This is a genomic window from Pseudomonas sp. Larv2_ips (assembly GCF_963879675.1).
Classification (GTDB): Bacteria; Pseudomonadota; Gammaproteobacteria; order Pseudomonadales; family Pseudomonadaceae; genus Aquipseudomonas.
Genome location: NZ_CAWOAW010000022.1, coordinates 72379 through 94416 on the forward strand (window position 1 = coordinate 72379; position 22038 = coordinate 94416).

Annotated in this window: 20 protein-coding genes; 7 read left to right on the forward strand and 13 right to left on the reverse strand. The window is 62.0% G+C overall.

Annotation, left to right across the window (positions count from 1 at the left end):
* Positions 1 to 26: 26 nt before the first annotated feature.
* The 3 genes from AACV02_RS15675 to AACV02_RS15685 form a co-directional block, all read right to left on the reverse strand.
* Positions 27 to 818: an enoyl-CoA hydratase/isomerase family protein gene (locus tag AACV02_RS15675; RefSeq protein ID WP_106579973.1), complete on the reverse strand. Its 792-nt coding sequence runs from the start codon at positions 816 to 818 to the stop codon at positions 27 to 29.
* A gap of 148 nt (positions 819 to 966) precedes the next feature.
* Entirely contained in the window at positions 967 to 1605 is a 639-nt protein-coding gene (locus AACV02_RS15680; RefSeq protein ID WP_106579972.1) for a TetR family transcriptional regulator C-terminal domain-containing protein, read from the reverse strand.
* 41 nt (positions 1606 to 1646) lie between these two features.
* Positions 1647 to 2405 (reverse strand): class II aldolase/adducin family protein, encoded by a 759-nt coding sequence (locus AACV02_RS15685; RefSeq protein WP_119735489.1) that lies wholly within the window; start codon positions 2403 to 2405, stop codon positions 1647 to 1649.
* 131 nt (positions 2406 to 2536) lie between these two features.
* On the opposite strand from AACV02_RS15685, the gene AACV02_RS15690 reads away from it, so the two are divergent.
* Positions 2537 to 4492, forward strand: a complete 1956-nt coding sequence (locus AACV02_RS15690) for an oxidoreductase (RefSeq protein WP_119735490.1) — start codon at positions 2537 to 2539, stop codon at positions 4490 to 4492.
* Entirely contained in the window at positions 4480 to 5058 is a 579-nt protein-coding gene (locus AACV02_RS15695; RefSeq protein WP_119735491.1) for a cupin domain-containing protein, read from the forward strand. The genes AACV02_RS15690 and AACV02_RS15695 overlap by 13 nt, the downstream gene beginning before the upstream one ends.
* 33 nt (positions 5059 to 5091) lie before the next feature.
* On the opposite strand, the gene AACV02_RS15700 is transcribed toward AACV02_RS15695, so the two are convergent.
* Both AACV02_RS15700 and AACV02_RS15705 read right to left on the reverse strand, forming a co-directional pair.
* Entirely contained in the window at positions 5092 to 5643 is a 552-nt protein-coding gene (locus AACV02_RS15700; RefSeq protein WP_119735492.1) for a DUF3455 domain-containing protein, read from the reverse strand.
* Positions 5644 to 5800: 157 nt separating this feature from the next.
* Entirely contained in the window at positions 5801 to 6499 is a 699-nt protein-coding gene (locus AACV02_RS15705; RefSeq protein ID WP_119735493.1) for a hypothetical protein, read from the reverse strand.
* Between the two features lie 275 nt (positions 6500 to 6774).
* On the opposite strand from AACV02_RS15705, the gene AACV02_RS15710 reads away from it, so the two are divergent.
* Genes AACV02_RS15710 through AACV02_RS15725 form a run of 4 tightly spaced genes read left to right on the forward strand, consistent with a single transcriptional unit; the run spans position 6775 to position 10791 of the window.
* Complete coding sequence (locus tag AACV02_RS15710; protein ID WP_106579966.1) at positions 6775 to 7623, forward strand: hypothetical protein; 849 nt, start codon at positions 6775 to 6777, stop codon at positions 7621 to 7623.
* Between the two features lie 30 nt (positions 7624 to 7653).
* The gene (locus tag AACV02_RS15715; protein WP_119735494.1) at positions 7654 to 8532 is read left to right on the forward strand and encodes a c-type heme family protein; all 879 of its coding nucleotides are present in this window, start codon (positions 7654 to 7656) and stop codon (positions 8530 to 8532) included.
* A 10-nt stretch (positions 8533 to 8542) separates the two neighbouring features.
* Positions 8543 to 9979, forward strand: a complete 1437-nt coding sequence (locus AACV02_RS15720; protein WP_119735495.1) for a serine/threonine-protein kinase — start codon at positions 8543 to 8545, stop codon at positions 9977 to 9979.
* The gene (locus AACV02_RS15725; protein ID WP_106579963.1) at positions 9976 to 10791 is read left to right on the forward strand and encodes a PP2C family protein-serine/threonine phosphatase; all 816 of its coding nucleotides are present in this window, start codon (positions 9976 to 9978) and stop codon (positions 10789 to 10791) included. Before AACV02_RS15720 ends, AACV02_RS15725 begins: the two co-directional genes overlap by 4 nt.
* Positions 10792 to 10797: 6 nt before the next feature.
* Here AACV02_RS15725 and AACV02_RS15730 read toward each other — a convergent pair whose 3' ends face one another.
* A complete protein-coding gene (locus AACV02_RS15730; protein WP_106579962.1) occupies positions 10798 to 11193 on the reverse strand; it encodes a carboxymuconolactone decarboxylase family protein in 396 nt (131 codons plus the stop codon).
* A gap of 193 nt (positions 11194 to 11386) precedes the next feature.
* Here AACV02_RS15730 and dkgB point away from each other — a divergent pair, with 193 nt between their 5' ends.
* The gene (gene dkgB / locus AACV02_RS15735) at positions 11387 to 12205 is read left to right on the forward strand and encodes a 2,5-didehydrogluconate reductase DkgB (protein ID WP_119735496.1); all 819 of its coding nucleotides are present in this window, start codon (positions 11387 to 11389) and stop codon (positions 12203 to 12205) included.
* Here the strand turns inward: dkgB and AACV02_RS15740 are convergent.
* The 7 genes from AACV02_RS15740 to AACV02_RS15770 all read right to left on the reverse strand — a co-directional run bounded on the left by AACV02_RS15740 (position 12202) and on the right by AACV02_RS15770 (position 22028).
* The gene (locus tag AACV02_RS15740) at positions 12202 to 12624 is read right to left on the reverse strand and encodes a chemotaxis protein CheY (protein ID WP_106579960.1); all 423 of its coding nucleotides are present in this window, start codon (positions 12622 to 12624) and stop codon (positions 12202 to 12204) included. The two genes, dkgB and AACV02_RS15740, sit on opposite strands and share 4 nt — an antisense overlap.
* A gap of 124 nt (positions 12625 to 12748) precedes the next feature.
* Positions 12749 to 16378, reverse strand: coding sequence for a transporter substrate-binding domain-containing protein (locus AACV02_RS15745; RefSeq protein WP_119735497.1), 3630 nt, complete (start codon positions 16376 to 16378; stop codon positions 12749 to 12751).
* A 6-nt stretch (positions 16379 to 16384) separates the two neighbouring features.
* Positions 16385 to 17011 (reverse strand): response regulator transcription factor, encoded by a 627-nt coding sequence (locus tag AACV02_RS15750; RefSeq protein ID WP_106579958.1) that lies wholly within the window; start codon positions 17009 to 17011, stop codon positions 16385 to 16387.
* 301 nt (positions 17012 to 17312) lie between these two features.
* Positions 17313 to 18029 carry an MgtC/SapB family protein gene (locus AACV02_RS15755; RefSeq protein ID WP_119735498.1) on the reverse strand — a complete coding sequence of 239 codons (717 nt, stop codon included), beginning with the start codon at positions 18027 to 18029 and terminating at the stop codon, positions 17313 to 17315.
* Positions 18030 to 18840: 811 nt separating this feature from the next.
* Positions 18841 to 19443 carry a GNAT family N-acetyltransferase gene (locus tag AACV02_RS15760; protein WP_119735523.1) on the reverse strand — a complete coding sequence of 201 codons (603 nt, stop codon included), beginning with the start codon at positions 19441 to 19443 and terminating at the stop codon, positions 18841 to 18843.
* A gap of 12 nt (positions 19444 to 19455) precedes the next feature.
* Positions 19456 to 19800, reverse strand: a complete 345-nt coding sequence (locus AACV02_RS15765; protein WP_119735500.1) for an FKBP-type peptidyl-prolyl cis-trans isomerase — start codon at positions 19798 to 19800, stop codon at positions 19456 to 19458.
* 119 nt (positions 19801 to 19919) lie between these two features.
* Positions 19920 to 22028: a membrane-targeted effector domain-containing toxin gene (locus AACV02_RS15770; RefSeq protein ID WP_119735501.1), complete on the reverse strand. Its 2109-nt coding sequence runs from the start codon at positions 22026 to 22028 to the stop codon at positions 19920 to 19922.
* Positions 22029 to 22038: the final 10 nt, after the last annotated feature.

The following is a 22038-nucleotide window of genomic DNA, read 5'->3' on the forward strand; positions in this document are numbered from 1 at the left end:
GGCGCTACCTGCTCGGGGTGTTGTTGTTATTGGCCGCAGAAATTCGGTGAACGCTTTTGCATGGACGCGCGCAGGGCTTCGGCGCCATCGACACTGCGCCCGCACAACAGGCCAGCCGCCAGTTCGGCGTGCAATTGCTCGGGCAGGCTGCGGGCGGCGCCTTCGCGAATCAGCGTCTTGGTTTGGGCGAACGCGAAGGTCGGGCCATTGGCCAGGCGGGAGGCCAGCGCCATGGCGTGGGCGTGCAGGTGCTCGTCGGCGACCACCTCACCGACCAGGCCGGCGGCCAGTGCGCGGTCGGCACTCCACAGCTCATCGAGAAACAGCAGGCGCTTGGCTTGCTCGCTGCCGATCAAGCGCGGCAGGTGCCAGCTGGCACCGGCGTCCGGCGAGTAAGCCATGCTGGTGTAGCCGGCCTTGAAGCGCGCCGATTGGGCGGCGATGCGCAAGTCGCAGCACAAGGTCAGGTCCATGCCAGCGCCGACCGCCGTGCCGTTGATCGCAGCAATCGTGGGTTTGTCGAGGGTGTGCAGGCGGGTCATCAGGGCGTGGGCGGTTTCGGTCCAGCCGTAGGTTTCCAGGGCGCCACGCGATTCGGCTTCGGCCCACTCCGCCAGGTCGGCGCCGGCGCAGAAGCTGCGGCCGCTGCCGGTCAACACCACCACGCGCACGGCGGGGTCGCGGTTGAAGGTGTCGAGCAAGGCATGCAGGTGCTTGAGGGTTGGGATATCCAGGGCATTGCGCTGGGGACCACGGTTGAGGGTGATCCAGGCAACGCCTGCTTGCACATCGGTGAGCACGGGCGAATCGGTAGTCATGGCTTCCTCGAATTATTTTAATTGGCGTGAGGGGTGCGACATGGCGAGATACTAAACGAGTGTTCAGCAAGGAGGCAATCGGCAAACTGCAAATATTTTCAGACGGGAAATAGCCGCCTGAACCTTGCGTTCAGACGGCGAGAGAGGCTCAGGGTTTGAGCAGGTAACGCTGGCGACCGCCGCTTTGCAGGCCATCGACCCACGCCTCGCAAATCTGGATGCCCTGCTCCGGTGTGAAGGTGCCGGGGTTGAGCCCCGACTCCAGCCACAGACCGTCGAGCAAGGCGCTGAGGGCGATGGCGGCAAGGTCGGCGTCGAACTGCTGCCAGCCCTCTTCCCTGGCCATGTCGGTCAGGGCGCAGCGCATGATGGTGCGGTACTCGCCGTAGGAGTGTTCGTGGGCCTGGTTGATCGCGGGCGCCGTTTTCACCGCGCCCCAGAACACCAGCCACGCATCGAGCAGTTGCGGGTCGAGCAATTCAGGCGAAAACGACCCCCGGAACAACGCCGACAGGCGCTCGCGAGGCTCGGGCGGCGCCTTGGCCATGGTCTCGCGCAGCAGGCTCATGACTTGGCCGGTGATCGTGCGGTAAGCCTCGGCCACCAGCTCATCCTTGCCCGAGTAGTGGTGGCTGATCAGCCCGACCGACACCCCGGCCTCGGCGCTGATCTTACGGATCGATGCCCCCTGGAAACCGTCGCGCTTGAGGCACGTCAGCGTTGCCTGGACCAGATTGGCCTTGCGCAATTGCGGTTCCATCCTGGAAAAACGGGATTCCTGGGTCATGGGGCGATGTCCTTCGGTTGAGTCGGCTGCACGACTCTACATCAGTCCCTGTAACCGGGCGACACGCGATCGAGCCTCCGCAGCAACGCCGCCCATGCCAACTGCGTGGCGTCCGGATCGGTCAATTCGCCTTCCTGCAGCGCGCGACCGGGGTTGTTGAATTGCTGTTCGGTGTGAGCGCAGACCTCGGCGGGCGGCAGGATCAATGCGCCGCAAGCCTGGGCGGCAATCTGGATATCGCAGGCCTTTTCCAGGTAGTACATGCGCAGGAACGCTTGGCTGACCGTCTCGCCCACCGCCAGCAAACCATGGTTGCGCAGCATCAGCACCGGCTTGTCGCCCAGGTCGTGCACCAGCCGGCGCTGCTCGGCCATGTCCAGGGCGACGCCTTCATAATCGTGGTAGGCGACCTTGCCGTAGAACTCCATCGAGATCTGGTTGACCGGCAATAACCCGCACGCCAGCGCCGCCACGGCGCAGCCCGCACGGGTGTGGGTGTGCAGCACGCACTGGGCGTCTTCGCGCGCACCGTGGATGGCGCTGTGGATGACAAAACCAGCCGGGTTCACCGCATAAGCCGACGGCTCCACCGCGCGGCCATCCAGGCCGATCTTGACCAGACTGGAGGCAGTGATTTCATCGAACATCAGCCCGTAAGGGTTGATCAGGAAGTGATGCTCAGGCCCGGGAATGCGCACCGAGATGTGGGTGAAGATCAAGTCGCTCATGCGGTAGTGCGCGATCAGGCGATAGCAGGCGGCGAGTTCTTCGCGCAGGTGCTTCTCGGCGGAGTCAGTCATTTTTATTCTCCAGGCACGCGGTTGGTGAAGGCGACGCTAAGCCAGGCGCCAGTAAAAAAACAAGTTGATTTTTTACTGGCGCTCGCCTCCTATAGAAAAATAACAATAACAGCGCCTGGAGTATCCGCACCATGTCGCACCCCGCCTTTGCTCACCTGTTCGCGCCGTTGCAGCTGCGCGGAAAACGCCTGAAAAACCGCATCATGTCCAGCGGGCATGACACCTCGATGCCCACCGACAACCGAGTCAACGCGCAGTTGATCGCCTATCACCGTGCGCGAGCCGAAGGCGGCGTGGGGCTGATTGTGCTGCAGGTGGCCGGGGTGCATGACAGCGCGCGGTACACCTCGCATGTGCTGATGGCCACCGACGACGCCTGCATCGAGGGCTACCGCGAATTGGCCCAGACCTGCCATGCCCACGGCACTGTGGTGCTGTCGCAGATCTTTCATCCGGGCCGCGAAATCATGGAGTCGGCAGACGGTTTGCTGGCAGTGGCGTACTCCGCGTCGGGGGTGCCCAACGAGCGGTTTCGGGTGATGCCTCGGGCGCTGGATCACGCGATGATCGATGAGATCGTCACCGGCTACGCAGCAGCGGCCAGGCGCTTGCATCAGGCGGGGATTGACGGGGTGGAAGTGGTTGCCAGCCATGGCTACCTGCCGGCGCAGTTTCTCAACCCACGGGTTAACCGGCGTACCGATCAATACAACGGCGCGCTTGAGCAACGTCTGAGGTTTTTGAGGGAAGTGCTTGCGGCGGTACGAGCAGCGACCGATGAGCATTTCATCATCGGCCTGCGTATTTGCGCTGACGAGCGCGATGCCGAAGGGCTCACCGAAAGCGAATCCCTGGAAGCCGTGCTATGCCTGCAAACTCAACTGGACTATGTGCACATCGTCGCCGGCACGTCGGCGTCAACGGGCGGTGCGATCCATATCGTGCCGCCCATGGCCATTGCTGCCGCGTACCTCGCGGACGAAGCCGCCAGGTTCAAGGCCAGCCTGTCGATTGCGTTGTTTGTCACCGGGCGGATCAATCAGCCTCAGGAGGCCGAGTTGATCCTGGCGCGCGGCCAGGCCGACGTGTGCGGCATGACCCGCGCCTTGATTTGCGACCCGCTGATGCCCGCCAAAACCCTCGAAGGCCGCGTCGAAGATGTGCGCGCATGCATCGCCTGCAACCAGGCGTGCATCGGGCATTTTCACAAGGGTTTGCCGATTTCCTGTATCCAGCATCCTGAAACCGGGCGCGAACTGAGCTTCAGTCGTCTGCAGCCAGCGTTGACGCGCAAACGCATTATGGTGGTCGGCGGTGGCCCGGCCGGCATGAAAGCGGCGGCCGTGGCCGCGCAACGCGGCCATGACGTAACGTTGTATGAGGCCAGTGCGCAATTGGGCGGGCAGGTGCTGTTGGCGCAGTTGCTGCCACGGCGCAGTGAATTCGGTGGCGCCAGCACCAACCTGCAACGCGAGATGGCGCTGGCGGGTGTTCGCGTGGTGCGCAATACCCGCGTCGACCGTGCGCTGGTGGAACAGACGCAACCCGATCACGTCATCATCGCCACCGGCGCCGAGCCCTATTGGCCGGCCTTCGAGCAAGGTGGAGCGTTGCAGGTGGTGGACGCCTGGCAGGTGTTGCGCGATCAAGTCACGCTGGGGCGTTCGGTGGTGGTAGTCGACTGGCGTTGCGACTGGATCGGGCCCGGTATTGCCGAACGCCTGGTACGCGCTGGCCATCACGTGCAATTGGCGGTGAACGGCACCCACTGCGGGGAAAACCTGCCGCTGTACGTCCGCGATCAACTCGCGGGAGAGCTGCATCGACTGGGCATCCCGATCATCCCCTATGCGCGTCTGTACGGCTGCGACGACAACACCGTCTACCTGCAACACACCGCCAGTGGCGAGCCGATGCTGCTGGAAAATATCGACAGCCTGGTGTTGTGCCAGGGGCATCAGCCAGTGGACACTCTGGGCGCAGAACTGGCGGGGCGGGTGCCCTTTGAGCGCATCGGCGACTGCCTCGCACCGCGCACCGCCGAAGAGGCGATTTACGAAGGACTCAAGGTCGCATGGAACCTTTGAACGACGAACCGCAGCAACTGTTTCTCGGCACGCGCATCCGTGGTTTGCGCAAGGCGCGTGGCATGACACTGACCGAACTGGCTCGCAGCAGCGCGTTGACCGCCGGCTACCTCAGCCAGTTGGAGCGAAATCTTGCGTATCCGTCGATCCCGGCGCTGTTCAACATCGCCCGCAGCCTCGGGGTAACGATCCAATGGTTTTTCGCCAGTCAGAGCATGCCCGCCGAGGCGGATGAAGGCTATGTGGTGCGCCAGGACAATCGCCAGAGCATTCGCTATGAAGATGGCATCGTCGACCAATTGCTGACACCGTTGCCCAACCATCAACTGGAAATGCTGCAATCGAGCTTTCCGCCCGGCGCCTACAGCCAGCAGAGCTACAGCCATGAAGGCGAGGAAGCGGGCTATGTGTTGAGCGGGCAGTTTGAGCTATGGGTGGGCGATCGGCATTTTGTGCTGGATGCCGGTGACAGCTTCAGCTTTGCCAGCAGCGAACCGCATCGCTATGGCAACCCGGGCAAGGTCGAGATGCGAGTCATCTGGGTGATTACGCCGCCAACGTTTTGAGCCGCTTGCGCTGATAAACGGTGCGGTATGAAGCTACTGGCCCAGAAAGCGGTAATCGGCGCTGTAGGGCTCGACGTGCAATTGGCCGGCCTGCGCGCAGCTGCCGCTGAACACACCGCCCAAGGTGTGCAAGCGCTCCACCGCCACCACGTGCGCGAGTCCGCCCTCGCCCAGGTGCGTCACCACATCAAGACGCAACAAGGGGATATCGGTTGCACGGGCGCCAGGCGCCTGAGCGATGACTTTGCCGACCACCGCACTGCGATCATCCAGTTGCCACGTTGGCCCCACGAAGTGTCGGCCAACGGTCTTGCCGTTGATCATCAGCGTGGCCAGCGGCTCGCGGAACTGCCAGGTCAATTGGCCGCTGCTGTCCTTGGTGCAGGTGTAGATCTGCACGCCGCTGGCCTGCACGGTCATCAGCACGTTTTTCGCCGTGCCAGCCGCTGGCTCCGGCAAGTCCTGGGCCTGGGCCCGTTGGGCATCGATCGCGCAAATCACCAGCACAATCAGGCCGATGACCTGCAGCACCATCAGTAACAGGCGATTGCGGCGCGCCGCGATAGCGGAGTCGGTGCTGCTCATTTTGCGCCTGCCGAGAGAGGAGTCGAAAAGGGTCGGGTTCGTCATCAAAAAATCCGTCAGTGGCCGAACGTGGCTGGTTATCAGCCTCTGCAGGATGAACATCCGACCCCAAGTGTTTATTCCCGACTATTTTTCAAACCGGGTAAAAACGCCTCGCCTACCAGACCTCGACCTTCAACTCCGCGCGCTGGCTGGTGGGCATGGCAAGCGCCTTACCGCTGTGCACCACGCCATGGCGCGGTGACTCGCGCTTGAGGTTGGGCACCGGTATCCGCCCGCCGCCACGCACGGTCTGCGCGCCATTCATCTGGAACTTGCCGTAGGCGAAATTGAGCCCCACACCGTTTTGACGCTGGAAGTAAATCCACCAGCGCCCTTCTTCGAACTTCATGAAAGCGAACCCGCGCGGATAAGCATCCTCGCCATAATCGTCAAACGTCATGGCCGTCGCGAAGCCCAGCCCGTGCCCGTCAAAACGGTTCAGGTATTCCTTGTTCAGGTAATCGCTGCCGCCCTGCACGTGGAACACGCGGTAGGTGGTGTCATCGATATGATCGATCAGGATCGAGCACCCGCTGAAGTCCGGCGTGAACACATACCCGGTCGCACCGGGGTTGGCGGGGATGTCGCAAAAACTGCCCTGGGGCACCCAATGCGCCATCAGCGGACGCTCGACCTTGCCGTACTCGCCCGGCTTATCCAGGGTCGCCAGCCGATAACCGCCGGCCTTGTGGTCGTTGACGTCAAATACCGTGAGGCCGGCCACTATCCCCGAGGGAATGCGCTTGGCCGTCATGAAGTTCTGTTGCAGGAAAGTCTTGGTGGACGAAAACGCGTTCATGCATTGGGTAGTCATAGGGGCTCCGGGCAGAGGGAGTTGCGGGCGTGTTGCCGGTCCAGCGCAAACGCCGTTCGAATCACGGGAAACCATGAGAAGAACACCCGCCTCGCAGGCTTTATTCCATGATTTCGCTTAATCGAAATCAGCCTTTTCCATGCAGATAATTGTCTTCTTCATACGCCTCTTCAGCCGGTAGCCTTCGGCCCTGCGACGCCTTGCGCACGCACGAACACCGGCTGCACACAACAGCATCGGTGCCAGCCCCCAGCAGCTCGACAGATGGCGCCCACGTGAAAAAACTTTCGATAGCCCTTTTGCTCGCCAGCCTGGCCCAGCTACCGCTGGCGCAGGCCGCGCCAGCCAACATCGGCGTGATCGCCTACGCGGAAAAACCGCTGACGCTGATTCGCGCCACCAGCCTCTACACCGTGGGCCCCGGTACGCGCCTGCAAGGTGGCGATATTGTGCAAACCGGCGCCGCCGGCATACAGATCGAAGGTCTCGCGGCGGCTGACCTGGCATTGGGGCCAAACACGCGCATTCTCATCGCCACCAACAGCAAAGCGGCGCAAATCAACGTGCTCGATGGCTGGCTGAAGCTGCAACCGGTCGCGGGTAACAATCACGCGAACCTGGCGGTGACCACCGGCGGATTGGCGTTCACCCTGACCCACAGCGCCAGCGTGATTCATGTCGGTAAGCGCCAGACCGAGATCTTTGTCGAAGATGGCAGCCAAGTGGTCAGCGAACTCGATAGCCACAGCAAGGCCGGTCGCGATGTCACCCTCGGCCATGAAGATTTCGCCCAAAGGGTCGGTGATGCACCGCTCAGGATCGTGCCACGCCCCGAGCAAGCTTTTATCGACGCCCTGCCCCCGCAGTTCCTTGACCCGCTGGTGCCCCTGGGCAAGAAAACGCCCAAGGCGCCCGAGCTGAAAAAACAGCGTGAGGTGACCTACGAAGACATCGCCCCCTGGGTGGTCAGCCCGCTGAACCTTAGCCAGCAGATGCTCGCCAGCCGCTTTGCCCCGCGCCTCAACGACCCGGCATTTTTGCAGGCGGTGAAAACCAACCGAGGCGGCGTACTGGCGTGGGAGCTGGAACTGTTGCGCCTGGAACGCCGCAGGAATGCGCACTGATCCTCACCACGCCGTTACCCGAAGGTCCTTATGAAATTGTCGCTCGCGGTTAAATTCAACGTGGTGTTCCTGGCGGTGTTTATCTTAGGTTTTATCGCCACCAGCCTCTCCACTCACTACATGCTCCAGCAAAGCGCACGCCGCGAAACCCTGGAAACCGCGCGCATGCTGATGCGCTCGGCCTCTGCGGCCAGCACCTACACCGCCGAGCAGATCGTGCCGCTGTTGGAGAACCGCCTGAAATTTCAGTTCGTGGCGCAATCGGTGCCGGATTTCGCGGCCATTTCGCACTTGCAGGAGCTGCTCAAGTCCTACCCGGACTACGCCTACAAGGAAGCCACCCTCAACCCGACCAACCCTCGCGACCTGGCAAACGACTGGGAAAAAACCCTGATCAACTCGCTGCGCGGTCAGCCGCAAACTGCCGAAATGGTCGGTGAACGCAACGACGACAAAGGCGCCTCGCTGTACATCGCGCGGCCGATTCAGATCAAGGACGGTGCCTGCCTGGCATGTCACAGCACCCCGGACGCCGCGCCGAAAACCATGGTCGATATCTACGGCGCGGTTAACGGTTTTGGCTGGAAGCTCAACGACACCATTGGTGCGCAATTGGTCACGGTGCCACTCGACTTGCCGCTGCAACGCGCCAGGAGCCTGCTGCACAGCTACATGGTGTCGATGCTGGGGATTTTTGCGGTGTTGTTTGTGGCGTTGAACGTGGCGGTGCACCTGTTTGTCACCCGGCGCCTGCGGCAGATGTCAGCGCTGGCCGACCGGGTCAGCCTGGGCGACACCGATGTGCCGCAGATGGACGTCAGCGGCAACGACGAACTGGCGCGCCTGGGCCAGTCGTTCGGCCGTATGCGCACAAGCCTTGTCAGCGCCATGAAGATGCTAGAGGAATAGGTCCGCGATCATGCTTGAACAACTGGGCAAATACCGCATCGACAGCGTGCTCGGCAAAGGCGCGATGGGCACGGTATACAAGGCGTACGACCCGAACATCGCCCGCACCGTGGCGCTCAAGACGATCCGCAAGGAACTGTTCGGTGACAGCCAGCACGCCGAGTTGGTCAGCCGCTTCAAGAACGAAGCCCAGGCGGCCGGCCGGCTGATGCACCCCAACATCGTCGGCGTGTACGACTACGGCGAGGACGAAGGCTCGGCGTACATCGCCATGGAGTTCGTTGAAGGCACACCCCTCAATACGTTGCTGGCGGCGCCAACGCCGCGCGACCTGAGCCACAGCCTCGGCTGGATGCGCCAGTTGCTGTCGGCATTGGAATACGCCCACTCCAAAGGCGTGGTGCACCGCGACATCAAGCCCGCCAACCTGCTGATCACGGCCGAAGGCAAGGTCAAGGTCACCGACTTCGGCGTGGCTCGTCTGGATTCCTCCACGCTGACCCAGACCGGCTCGATGATCGGCACGCCCAGCTACATGTCACCTGAGCAGTTCTGCGGCGACGTGATTGACGGGCGTTCCGATGTGTTTTCCGCCGGCATTGTGCTGTACCAATTGCTCACCGGCGAGCGCCCGTTCTCGGGCTCGGCGACCATGGTCATGCAGCAAATTCTCAACCAGACCCCGGTGGCGCCATCGAGCCTGAACCTGGCGCTGGACCCGGCGCTGGACAGCGTGATCGTGCGCGCGCTGGCCAAACGCCCCGCCGCACGCTACCCCTCGGCACAGGCATTTCTTGACGACCTGGAAGCCTTGCCGGGCACCACCACCGGCACCTGGATCAACGCCGAGATCGACGACGATCGCACCGTGCTGATGCGGCCGAACCCGCCGCTGAGCAGTGGCGTCAACCACCTGCCCAGCGCCACGGTCGCCATGACGCAAGCCGTGGAGACGCTCACCCCGTGGAAGCTCGCGGTGATGCCTGAGCTGGAGTCGCTGCTGTCCCATCAGATCGGGCCACTGGCGCGCTTTCTGGTGCGTAAAAGCCTGAATGGCGCGGACGATTTCGACGCGATTTGCGCGGCGCTGCTGCCGCACATTCCGTCCGAGCGCGGCCGTGAGCAATTCACCCGCGCCAGCCAGTCATTGTTCTTGCGGCTCAACCCACCGACAGCCGTCGAGCCCGTCAGCGAACCCACCGCTGTCGAGTTGCCCGCAACCGTCACCAGCGTCACCGAAGCAATGCCGGAGCCTATTGACCCGGCCCTCTCACACATGGCGGAGAAACGCCTGGCCGTGCTGATCGGCCCCATTGCTCGCATCGTGGTCAGCCGCGCCCTGCGCGCCACCTCACTGCGCCAGCCGTTCCTGCAACAGCTGGCCGAGCACATCGAGAGCGAGGCCCAGCGCCTGGCGTTCCTCAACAGCTTCGAGCCCCTTCCATGACCGATTCTCCACTCAGCGCCTGCGGGCCTCATTGTCTGGCCTCTGCGGTTGCTTATGGGGTCAGTGATGTCGGTTCGGTGCGCCAGCGCAATGAAGACAACTTCCTGATTGAGCCGGCCATGGGGCTGCTGGCCGTGGCTGACGGCATGGGCGGTCACGAAGCGGGTGCGTTGGCCAGCGCCGAGGCACTCACCCGTTTGCGCCAGGCGCTCAAGGCTCACAGTGTCGAGGTGGTCAATGACGGCGCCGACCCGGACGCCACCTGGTCGGACCCGGACATGCAAGCCGCCAGCCTGCTGCACAACGCCATTGATCAGGTGAACCACTGCGTCTACCAGCAAAACGTGGCCCGTCACATGAGCGAAGGCAGCGGCATGGGCACCACCCTCACCGGCGTGTGGCGCCCACAGGGTGAAGGGCCGCTGCTGATATTTCACGTGGGCGACAGCCGCCTGTACCGCTACCGCGACGGCGAGTTGAGCCTGCTGACCCGCGATCAGACCTGGTACCAGCAAGCCCTCGAAGCCGGCAAGGTCGACCGGCTGCCCGCGCGTAATCTGTTGCTGCAAGCCGTTGGCCCCGCACCACGGGTGGAGCCGCAAGTGCGTGTGCAACCCGTGCAACCGGGTGATCTGATGATGCTGTGCAGCGACGGCTTGCACGGCTGCGTGCCCCACCAGGAAATGCTTCAGGTCCTCGCCATGGCCCGTCGCGACACGCTGGAAACCGCGTGCCAACGCCTGATCGACCTCACCCGCGAATACGCCGGGCGGGATAACGTGACGGTATTGCTGGCGTGGTTCGACCGCTGAGCAATGTCACGGCCACTTGAATACCTCATCGACCGGCACGCGATAACCGGTGGCCAGGCGGTTGGTTTGATTGGCCATGCCAACCACCGCCTGCAACTCGCCGAACATCGCGTCCGTCATACCGGCCTTGCGCGCGGCGGCCGTGTGGGAGGCGATGCAATAGGGGCAATTGTTGGTCACGCTGACGGCCACGTAGAGCAACTCCTTGGTCAGCGGGTCCAGTGCGCCGGGGGCCATGATTTCCTTGAGGCTTTCCCAGGTGCGGCGCAGGGTCGGCGGGTGGGCGGCCAGGCATTTCCAGAAGTTATTCACCTGGTCAACCTTGCGCGTCTGCATGATGTCGTCATACACCGCGCGCACCTCGGGGCTGGCGTCGGCGTATTCGGTCAAGTGTTGGGTCATGGCATGTTCCGGGCTGACAATGGGTGTTCTGGAATACCGTGCGGCGCCCACCTGTGGCAAGTGAAGCCGCATTTTTTATCGCGGCGAGACTCGTGACTTCTGGTAAAGAGTCCTTTTCGGGATCGGCGGTTTTTCCAAAGGAACGTCGGGTGGATACTCGACTCCATTGTTCACCCCCCTTCAGGAGTTACAGATGTCTATCCCTACGCAAAACGTTCCCGCCTTCGGCCTTGGCACCTTCCGCCTGCAAGGCCAAGTGGTAATCGACTCTGTGAGCACGGGCCTGGAACTGGGCTACCGGGTCATCGATACCGCGCAGATCTACGAGAATGAAGCGGATGTCGGCCAAGCCATTGCCGCCAGCGGCGTGCCACGTGATGAACTGTTCATCACCAGCAAGATCTGGATCGCCAATTTCGCCGAGGGCCAGTTGATTCCCAGCCTGCGTGAAAGCCTGCGCAAACTGAAGACCGACTACCTGGACCTGACCCTGATCCACTGGCCGTCGCCGGAAGACCAGGTGCCTGTCGCCCAATTCATGGGCCAGTTGCTGGAAGCCAAGCGCCTGGGCCTGACGCGCCAGATCGGGATTTCCAACTTCACCATCGACCTGATGAAGCAGGCGATTGCTGCGGTGGGCGCCGAAAACATCGCCACCAACCAGGTCGAACTGCACCCCTACCTGCAAAACCAGAAGGTGGTGGATTTCGCCACCGCCCACGGTATCCAGATTACGTCGTACATGACCCTGGCCTACGGCGAAGTGCTCAAAGACCCGGTAATCCAGCAGATCGCCGAACGCCACCAAGCCACTGCGGCGCAAGTGACCCTCGCGTGGGCCATGCAATTGGGCTATGCGGTGATTCCGTCGTCAACCAAGCGCGCCAATCTGGACAGCAACCTCAAGGCCCTGCAATTGACCCTGAGCGCCGCCGACATGGCGCAGATCGCCGGTCTGGAGCGCGGCCATCGCCTGACCAGCCCTAAAGGCATCGCCCCGAAATGGGACTAAACCCCGGCCGCCGGCGTGCGGGATAGCTCCCGCAGCCACGGCAATACCCGCAGGCCCCGGTGGGCCTCGGGCGGGTCGATGATGTCCATGAAGTGCTCAAGGTTGACGGTGTCCGGCATGCCGGGCAGCCGGACCAGCAGCGTCGGCGGTACGCCGCCTGGAATATCCAGGTCCTGATGGTCATAAACCAGTACATGGCGCACCTGGGGCTGCGGCTCGCCGGCCTGGGCCGCCAACCCCGCATTAATGATCAGTACGTCGAATGGCTCGGCCGGGATGGCGGTAAGAACCTCCACTTCTTCAAGGGTTTGCACCGGAACAATCCGGTGGTACCCCAGTTGGTTGAGCATTTTTTCGATGTACAGCCGTTGCAGGTGCTGTTCATCGGCAATCAGGATGGTCAGTGCTTTGTTCGGCATGGCAAACCCCTGGGCAGGCTGTGCTCGTCAGTGAGCGTGGCCCATTTTCCAGACATATCCCGAAGACAAAATCAGGTATGTTCCCCCTTGATGTAGGAGTTCTCCCAAATCCACTGAACGGCCATCAACCGCGCTCAGCGCCGAGCGTAAAACTGCTCAGCCGCCGATGCAGATCGTCGAGGGCTTCGCCTACCGCTTCAACCGCCATGCCCAGTGCGTCGCCCTCCTGGCGTTGACACACCTCCTCAAGCGTTTCGCAACGGGTTATCAGCGTGTGCGCCTTGACCAGCCGTGCGCCGCCCTTGGCGCGGTGGGCGAGGTCATGCAGTTCGTGAAAATTCAATTGGCGGTGCAGCACCGGCAGCAGCGCGCGGTCTGCCTCAAGGCTTGAGAGCAAGGGTATCAACAGTTCATGGAGCGCCGCGTCATCGTCCCCCGTCAGCGTGATCAGGGCGCTCAAATCAAATGCCTGCTCAACGTCTGATACCCCTGGGCTGGTCGCAAGCGCAGCCAGTGCCGAGCGCAAGTCCTCAAGACCTGCGGGTTTGAACAAGCACGTATCCATGCCTGCCTGTCGGCAGCGCTCGGTTTCCTCCGGTTGCGCGTTAGCGGTAAAGCCCAGCAGCAAGCACGGCACCAAGCCTTGAGCACGCTCCTGCGCGCGGATATCACGCGCCAAGGTGTAGCCATTCTTGAGGGGCATGTTGCAATCGGTGATCACCACATCCGGGTGCTCGGCTTGCCAGCATTCAAGCCCTTGCACACCGTCTTCGGCCAGGGTGATGCGATGCCCCAGAAAGCGCAATTGGCGCGCCAGCAGCAAGCGATTGGCCGGGTAGTCGTCGACCACCAAAATGCTCAGTACACGGCCCGGTCGGGCCACTGGCGCCGGCCCGGCACGCTCGACCGGCGCTGCGGTGGCCCTGGCCAACGTCAACGTCATGTCCACGCGCGTGCCCTGCCCGGGCACACTGCTCAACTGCAGCGTGCCGCCCAGCATTTCACACAGGCTGCGGCTGATCACCAGCCCAAGCCCCGAGCCGCTGCGCGCTGATTGTTCGGTGTTGCTGCCCTGGAAAAACGGGTTGAACAGACGCTGCTGGTCTTCACTGCTGATGCCAATGCCGGTGTCTTCCACCCATAACACGAGGTCCAGATGGCCAGTGTCATACCCCGATGCACTGCGCCCGCCCAGACGTACCTGGCCCTGGGCCGTGAACTTGATCGCATTGCTCAGCAGGTTGGACACCACCTGCTTGAACCGCAAGGAGTCGATCAACACCGGATAATCAATCAGCGGGTCGAGTTCCACCTGCAACGCCAGGCCTTTGGTTCGCGCCAGCCCCTCGAACACCCGCGCCACCGAGGTGAGCAATTCATGCAGATTGGCCGGCGCCAGGGTCAGGGACAAGTGACCGGATTCGATCCGGGAAATGTCCAGAATATCGCCAATCAGCTCCAGCATGCCGCGCGACGCAACCGAGGCGACCTCCAGGGCATCGCGGTCGACGCGCCCCTGTTCGGCGTTGGCGAGCGCCAGTTCAATCATGCCGATCACCGCGTTCATCGGTGTGCGAATCTCATGGCTCATGGTTGCCAGAAACGTGGTCTTGGCGCGGTTGGCGGCATCGGCGTCTTCCTTGGCCTCCTGCAACTGGCCCAACAGCCGTTGGCGTTCGCTCACATCCACCCAGCCGGCAATCATGCCCACCACGTTTTCGTCCCCATCACGGTACGGCAGCATCCAGTGGTAAATGGTCAGCACCTTGCCACTCGGCAACGTGAGTAGCCGGTCATTGATCTGCGGCTCGCCGCGCGCCATCAACCGCAGGTAATCCTCATGGAAGGACCGCGACTGCGCAGGGTTGCCGCTGTCGGCTTCTATCACGGTCTTGCCGATCACCGCCTCGGCCTTGAAGCCGAACACGTCCAGGTAAGCGCTGTTGCACGCCATCAGCCGGCCCTGGCGGTCGCGCACATAAATGGGATAGGGCGTGCCGTCGATCAATACGCCCATAAAACGCATCTGGTCGCTCAACGCCCGTTCCGCCTGCGCGCGCTTGCGGATCAGGCTGCGCAGGTAAATCGCCCAGCCGGAGGTGATCAGCAGCAACAACGCCGCCAGGCCAAAGCCTTGAATGATCGCGCTGCGGTGACGCAACCAATGGTCTTCAATGATCACATCCGTGCGCCATTGGCTGACCAGCTCATCCATCTCCTGCGGAGGGATACTCAGCAACGCTTTGTCGAGTATCGAGTACAGCTCCAGCTGGCCGCGATTGACGCCGAACGTCATGCGTGCCGGCTCGGCGCCGACGGTACTGGTCACGCGCAAGCGGTCGCGGTACTGCTGGGCGATCAGGTAACGCGCATTGATCAATGAGTTGACTGCCCCTTCGGCAGCGCCGCTGGCCACCAGCGCCATGGCTTCGGTGGGGTTTCGCGCCGTCACAAAGTTAATCCCCGGGTAATCGCGGTTGATGACGTCGCGCACGGCATTGCCACTGCTGATCGCGAGGCGTTTGCCGACCATGTCCTCCAGAGTCATCGTGCCGGGGTCGTCATTGCGGGTGACCAGCACCACGGGGTTGGTCAGGTAGGGTCGGGTAAAGCGCACCTGATCAGAGCCTTCGATACTGGGCGTTACCACCGCCATCATGTCGGCGCGGCCTGTACTGACCGCGTCAATCTGCTGAGGCATCGAGCCGCCGGACACGACATCGAACTTCAAGCCGGTACGCAGGCTGATCCGCGACAGTACATCGGCACTCAAACCCTCCAGTCGCCCTTGTGCGGTGAAGGACGCCAACGGCAGCATCTGTTCGGACGCCACTACCCTGACCCGCGGGTGTTTCTCCAGCCAACGCTGCTCACTGGTGCTCAAGTGCAACCGCTCGGCACCGAGCAGGCCCAGGTTGTCACCGTTCCAGCGACGCAATATTTCCATCTGTTCGTTCGCCGGGATAGCCCTCAGCGCAGTGTTGACGATGCGCAGCAAGCGCGTGTTGTCCCGGAGCACGGCAAAGGCGAAGGAATTGGATTCCAGCGTGGAAAAATCCGCCATTTGCACATTGTTCAAGTGGTTGCGGTTGATCTGGTAATTGGCAGAGATGGCGTCGCCCAGGTAGACATCGGCGCGACCGAACGCGACGGCGCCAATGGCTTCGAAAATAGACGGAAACAGCTCCACGTGGGCCTTGGGGTAAAAAGCCTCTACCACGTCGGGCGGCATGTAGTGATAGAGCATGGCGATGCGCTTGCCTGCGAGGCCGACACTCAGGGATTGGCTGTCGCCGGTGCGGGTAACCAGCACCGGCTGGTCATTGGCGTAAGAACGCGAAAGCACCAGTTGCGGGTCGCCCGCCTCAAAACCATTGGACGTCCCAAGCAGGTCAATGGCGCCTTGCTTAAGGGCTTCGAGCACCTCATCGCGGGTGTCGTAGCGCCGCACTTCAACGCTGATATTCAGCGCCTGGGCGAGCAACCCGGCATAGTCCGCCGTGATGCCTTCGATTTCGTCGTTGTTGTTGGTCAGTTCGAAGGGCCCGTAGTCGGGCGCGGAAACGCCCATCAGCAACACACGCCGCCCCCGCAACCACTGCCAGTCGGCTTCGCCCAGCGTTACGGAGTGGCCATTGAGGCTGGAGTGCCCCAGCAGGCGCAGGTTTTGCGGCTGATCAAGGGCACTGGCGATCATCGGCAGCACGCCCATCAACAGCGCAATGATGAACCGCCGCATCGGCGCAAGGATCATGTCGAATCAGATCAGATGATTACGCTGTGCAAACTTGGCCATGTGGACCACAGACGACATGCGCAGCTTCTCCTTGAGTCGCGTTTTATAGGTGCTGATGGTCTTGTGGCTGAGTAACATCTGATTGGCAATTTCGTTATTGCCCAAGCCCAGGGCCAGCATCTGCAACACCGCCAACTCGCGATCTGAAAGGGCTTGCACCAGTTCCTGTTCCGTGGACTGCAGATCGTCACGGCGCACCGAACTGCTCGGCAAGCTGGGGAAGCAACTGTAGTTGGACATCACCGCTTTGATAGCCTTTTGCAGCTCATCGAGCTCACCGGTCTTGGCCACGAACCCCATGGCCCCGGCACGCATGCAACGCGCCGAAAAAAACTCCGGAAGGTACGAAGTCAGTACCAGAATCTTGCACGGCAGCCCCAACGCCTTGACCCGGCTGATCACCTCAAGCCCCCCCAGCTTCGGGATGGCCAAATCAAGAATGATCAACGCCGGACGCCCCTCTCTGGCCTTCTGCACAGCGTCCGCACCGTTGCCCGCTTCATCGATTTCGGTGAACCCTTCCAGCGTCAGCAGGTGCCGGACGGTTTTACGGATAAACGGATGATCATCAACTATTAGCGCTTTAGTCATAAAACTCCCCTGAGAGGATAAGTACCCTTACACATGACACGGGACACAGGTACCTGTGAGAAATGACAGTGCCGACCAGCGGTGCTGCACCTACTCAGGACAATAACCAGGCTGTTCCTGGTCCCTTCGATTGAAACCGGCCGAACACGTACAGCCAAACCGATGCCGCCGGCTAGCTGCAAGCGCGCAACCTTAGCAACGAAATGACGTTTCATCGGAAGGGATAGTCCCAAGCGTATGTAGGACTTTTCCTCACGAAACATGACCAAGCCAGCGCCTGGTCATGCGTGAGGCGCGCCGGTCAATCAGTGGTACTCGGGCTCCAGAAGGCCTGCACCACCAGGGTCGATGTGGAAATACGCGCTACCAGCGCATCCAGTTCGTCGCCGTCTACCGAGGTGGCGACCAGGGTGGCCTCGATCTCCACTTCCTCACTGCCAAATGGCCGAACGTCAACGTCGCTCGCCGGGTAGTTGCAGCGCGCCAGCTCGGCTTCGAGCAACACCATCACCGCCTGTTGCTGGCTGCGCCGCGCGATGACATAGAGGATGTTGGTCACCTCTGCCGACACCACGTCCAGAGGCTGACGGTTGATGTTGTTGACGATCGGGCGCAGCAGCGTGTTCGCCGCCAGCACAAACAGCGTGCCCAGCAACGCTTCGAGGATCAGGTCGGCGCCCGCACAAGCACCCACGGCTGCCGAGGCCCAGAGGGTGGCGGCAGTGTTGAGCCCGCGCACGTTGCCTTCTTCGCGCATGATCACGCCAGCGCCCAGAAAGCCGATGCCCGAGACCACATACGCGACCACCCGAACCGCGCCTTCCGCGCCGCCCAGCCGGTTGGCCATGTCGACAAAAATCGCCGCGCCCACGGCCACCAGCACATTGGTGCGCAAACCCGCCGTGCGTTGGCGGTACTGACGCTCGAAGCCGATCAAGCCACCGAGGATAAACGCCGCGCTGAGGCTGACGACCGTATCGACCAAGGAATTGAGGTTGATGTTGTTGATTGCTTGCATAGGAAATCCTCCCTGTTTATTGCCAGCCAAACTTACAGATATAGAAACCCTTCCCCGCCTGGGTCAGCGACTGTGCAGAAACGGGATGTTTGAGGTGCGGATCATGCGCACGATCAGCGTCCGGGTCGGCAGCCGGTTGAATGGGTGCCACACGGGCACTCGCCGCACCAGCAGCCTGCTCGTGCTCGACCTCATTGAGACCGTACTGCACGCGCAAGGCAGTGGCATTACGGGTGCTGACACCCTCGCACGAGCGACAGGCCCGGTCCGCAGCAAGCCGGCGAAGAACGCCCTGAGCCGTATGAGATGCATGGTGTAACTCCTGCGCGAGGAAACCTTCGTGCAGGTACGACCGTGTGCGCCGCACCGGTTTGACCGGCACAGTCAGCTTGGCCCGCCCACCGTAAAAGGCAGGCGCGTCCGTAGCAGCCTGAATGCTTTCAGGTGCTGGTCAGCGTCGATGAGAGGGATGCAGGCAGGTGCCAGGACTGGCCGCTGCCGGAATGCCGCTTCTCGCTTTTTTCAGGCGAGACAACGGCACAGGAAGAATGCGCGTTATCTTGCCAAGGATGTGCCGGTTACTGAAACCGGCCGACAACTGTCACTCGAACAAGTACCCACTGAGGGTCTCCGCTATTGATGAAAACGCGCGGAGTTTACGCCGCGTTTTCGCGTGAGTAAACCGTAGGAAAGTTTACCGATGACGAACAGGCCGCTTCTTCAGGGTGAGTTCAGGAACCCTTCTCCGGACGTCACCCCGATCAAAGATGAGAGTGAAATGGCCCCTGTGCACCAGGTTTATGTACACCGGTTATGACGGCGTACCCGGCCGATCGCGCTCGACCTTCTCCAGGTATTCATCCATCCGGCCACCCGCCACTGCCTTGACCTGAATCGACACTGTATTCACCTGTCGCCCCATCGTGATGCCCTCGCGGGTACGCACCTGCACATACCCAAGCTTGGGCCAGAACCGCTCGGCCCTGGTGTTGCCGACCACCACCGTCAGCCGCAGCCATTGGGCGCCTTTGCTCGCCGCCCAGGATTCGAGATCGGCATGCAACTGTCGCGCAAGCCCGGTGCCGTGCAAACGCGTATGCACCAGCAGCAATCCGATATGCCAGACCCCGGCGGCGAGCAAGTCCGCGGCAATGTTCACCACGGCGACCAACTGATCCTGCGCATCGCGGTAACCCAGCCAGTACATCCGGCTGCAGCGCCACCCTGCCGGCAAATAACCCTGCAGTTCTTCGCGCGCTTCAGTCGGCGTGGCCGGCTCGCCATTGACCGCGATGAAATAGGCCGGCGCCTGTTCGAAAAAATGCTGCAGCTCAGCCGCATCGCTGCCCAGCAATTCGACCACCCGGATGCCCGCGACGCAGCAGCCCGGCAGCGCCTCAACATCAACGTCCATGTTCATTTTCCCTCAGTCATCGCGCGTCAGCACTTCCAGCAACTCGATTTCAAAACGCAGATTGCTGTTGGGTTTGATGTGCGCGCCCATCGAACGCTCGCCATACGCCAGGTGCGCCGGTACATACAATGTGCGTACACCGCCAACGCGCATGCCCATCAAGCCTTGGTCCCAGCCTTTGATCACGCGTCCGGTGCCGATCACACACTGAAACGGCTTGCCGCGTTCCCAGGAGGAATCGAACACCGTGCCGTCTTCCAGGGTGCCGGTGTATTGGGTGGTGATCAGTGCGCCCTTGACCACGGTTTTACCGTCGCCCAGGCGGATGTCAGTGATCTGAAGGTCTTGGTTGCTCATGGGGTGCTCGTTGAATACCAGAAAGTGGGCGTTTTCCCAGAATCACCGGCGTTTGGCAAGTACCTGCGCACGGCCCAACAAAGTGCGGGCAGCAATGCCCCCTGCCCGCTCGCAGCCACTTAAGGCGCCGGGCGCAAGCCCATGTGGAGTTGCAGCGCCTCGATCAAATGGAATTGATAAAGATAGCGCTCGTGTTGGAGCGGCGCCCACCGATCAATAAAGAAGTGCCCGCGCTCATCCACCTGAATCGGCGTGGTGACGATGTCGCCGCTGCGCGAGCGATGCACCAGCAGCGTCTGGTCGGGCGTCGGACGCTCGATCAAAAAATGCCCGGTGTGCCTCAGACGTGAGCGGTCGGCGGGCTTGAACGCCTCCGGCGGTGTGCGGCCGGCCACCGCGACATCAAGGGCAAAGTCACTGCGCATGGCTACCCATTCATCGGGGCGCAGGGGCTTGTTGGCCGCCTCCCATTTTCCCACCCGCAAGCCGACAGGCTGGCTGGGCGCCACTTCGTTGACATGCAGGCTGATGGCGCCCTGCAACCTTGCCAGGCCAGGCACGCCCAGGAACGTGTCGGTGTGGGTGTTGCCCATCAACGCCACCCAGCGATGCGGGCCATGGGCAACTTGATCCTGAGTGATGACCTCATTGGCAAAATAGCTGAACATCGCCGTGCGCGACGTCGCTTTATCCGGCATGCCATCGACGCAGTAACTGGCGAAGCAATCCAGCGCACGCACGCGAATCTTGTACTTGGCGGCCGTTTCGATCACCGCGGCGTAAGTGTGCGGCCCTTTATAGCCCAGCATGTGCCCACGGTCCTGTATCCGCAGATAGTCCTTGAGCGCCTTGGACATCGGACTGCCTTGGTACAAGGCATCAAGGTCCCCCTGATGCAGGTCCGTCAGCAGGTGCTCAACATAGAGCGTCTTGACCTTCATGGTCTTCAATTCCTTGATCAACAGCGCCTTGCTCGATTGCAGGCTGTGCGCCTCGCCGATCAATACCCCGTTTGAATGGGCGTAGGCGCGCTCGAAGAACTCCCGCACGGTGAGGCCCGGCGCCAGCTGTGGCTGCGGCGCGCTGGCGGGCGACGCATAGGTTTTGAAGTGCGCGCCGGCCGCCGCGTCGAGACGTTCGCGAGTCCGTTGGAAGGCCGCGTAGGCCGGTCGAAGCGCTGGGTTGCCGGGGAAGTACCGCGAATCCAGACCCTTTGGCGAGTCTTTCAGCGTGCGCAACGCTTCACGCAGCGCGCAGGGCATTTCGAACACACTGTAACCGTGCTGCGCCGGGGGCGCCAACGCCTGCGCCTGGGGCTGGGAGTAAGCGGTCTGCAGGGTGATCCTGAAATCAGCCTTGGCCAACGCATCGTCGGGAATCGAGCCGGGTGTGTCCTTCCACACCCCGACCGGCGTGCCAACGCTGACATCCTCGACACGCAGGCTCACGGCGCTGTGCAGATCGGCCAGGCCAGGGACTTGCCCGTGGGTACTCATGCGCCGGTGATCCACCAGCGCCACCCAACTGTCGTCAGGGTGGGCCGCCACGTCGGCGGCGATCACCTTGTGTGAATAGAAGTTGCGCAGCCGGTTCTCCCGAGGCGTGAGCACCGAGGTGGTGCCTCCCGCCAACGCATCGTCCAGATAGTAGGAAGTGGACGCATCCAGTGCCCTTACCTCGATGCCGTTGTCAGACGCCGCCTGCACCAGCGCCTGATAGGAATAGGCGCTGTCCTTGGGCATGCCCAACGCTTTATCGACGCTCTTGAGGTGCGTGTCGATGCTCTTCGACGCCTTGGCGCTGTGGCGTGTTTGCAGCTTGACCCGAAACACATCGGCGGGCAGGTACTCGATGTACAGACGCCGCACGCCACGCTCATGCAAGGTTTGCAGGGTATCGATCAGGAACTGCTTGCTGGCAATCGAATCCACACTCGCGCCGATCACCAGCCCTTTGCTTTCACTGAGCAGCTTTTGCAGGATGACCTCATGCAGGGCGTCAGGCTCAACACTCAGTACATCGGCCCGGGGCACAATCGGGGCCAAGGCATCAAAGTAAGCGTTGGCGTCACGGGTCAGGTTGTCCACTGCCGTGCCATACGGCGCGCGCAGGTGGAACAGCTGCTTGCCCATGATATCCCTGGCGACCTGTTCGCCATACGGGTCGGCGATGCGCGCGAAGGCCGCCTCCACGGCGCCAGGGGTCACCACATGCTCAAGGTCTTTCAACAGCGCCTGC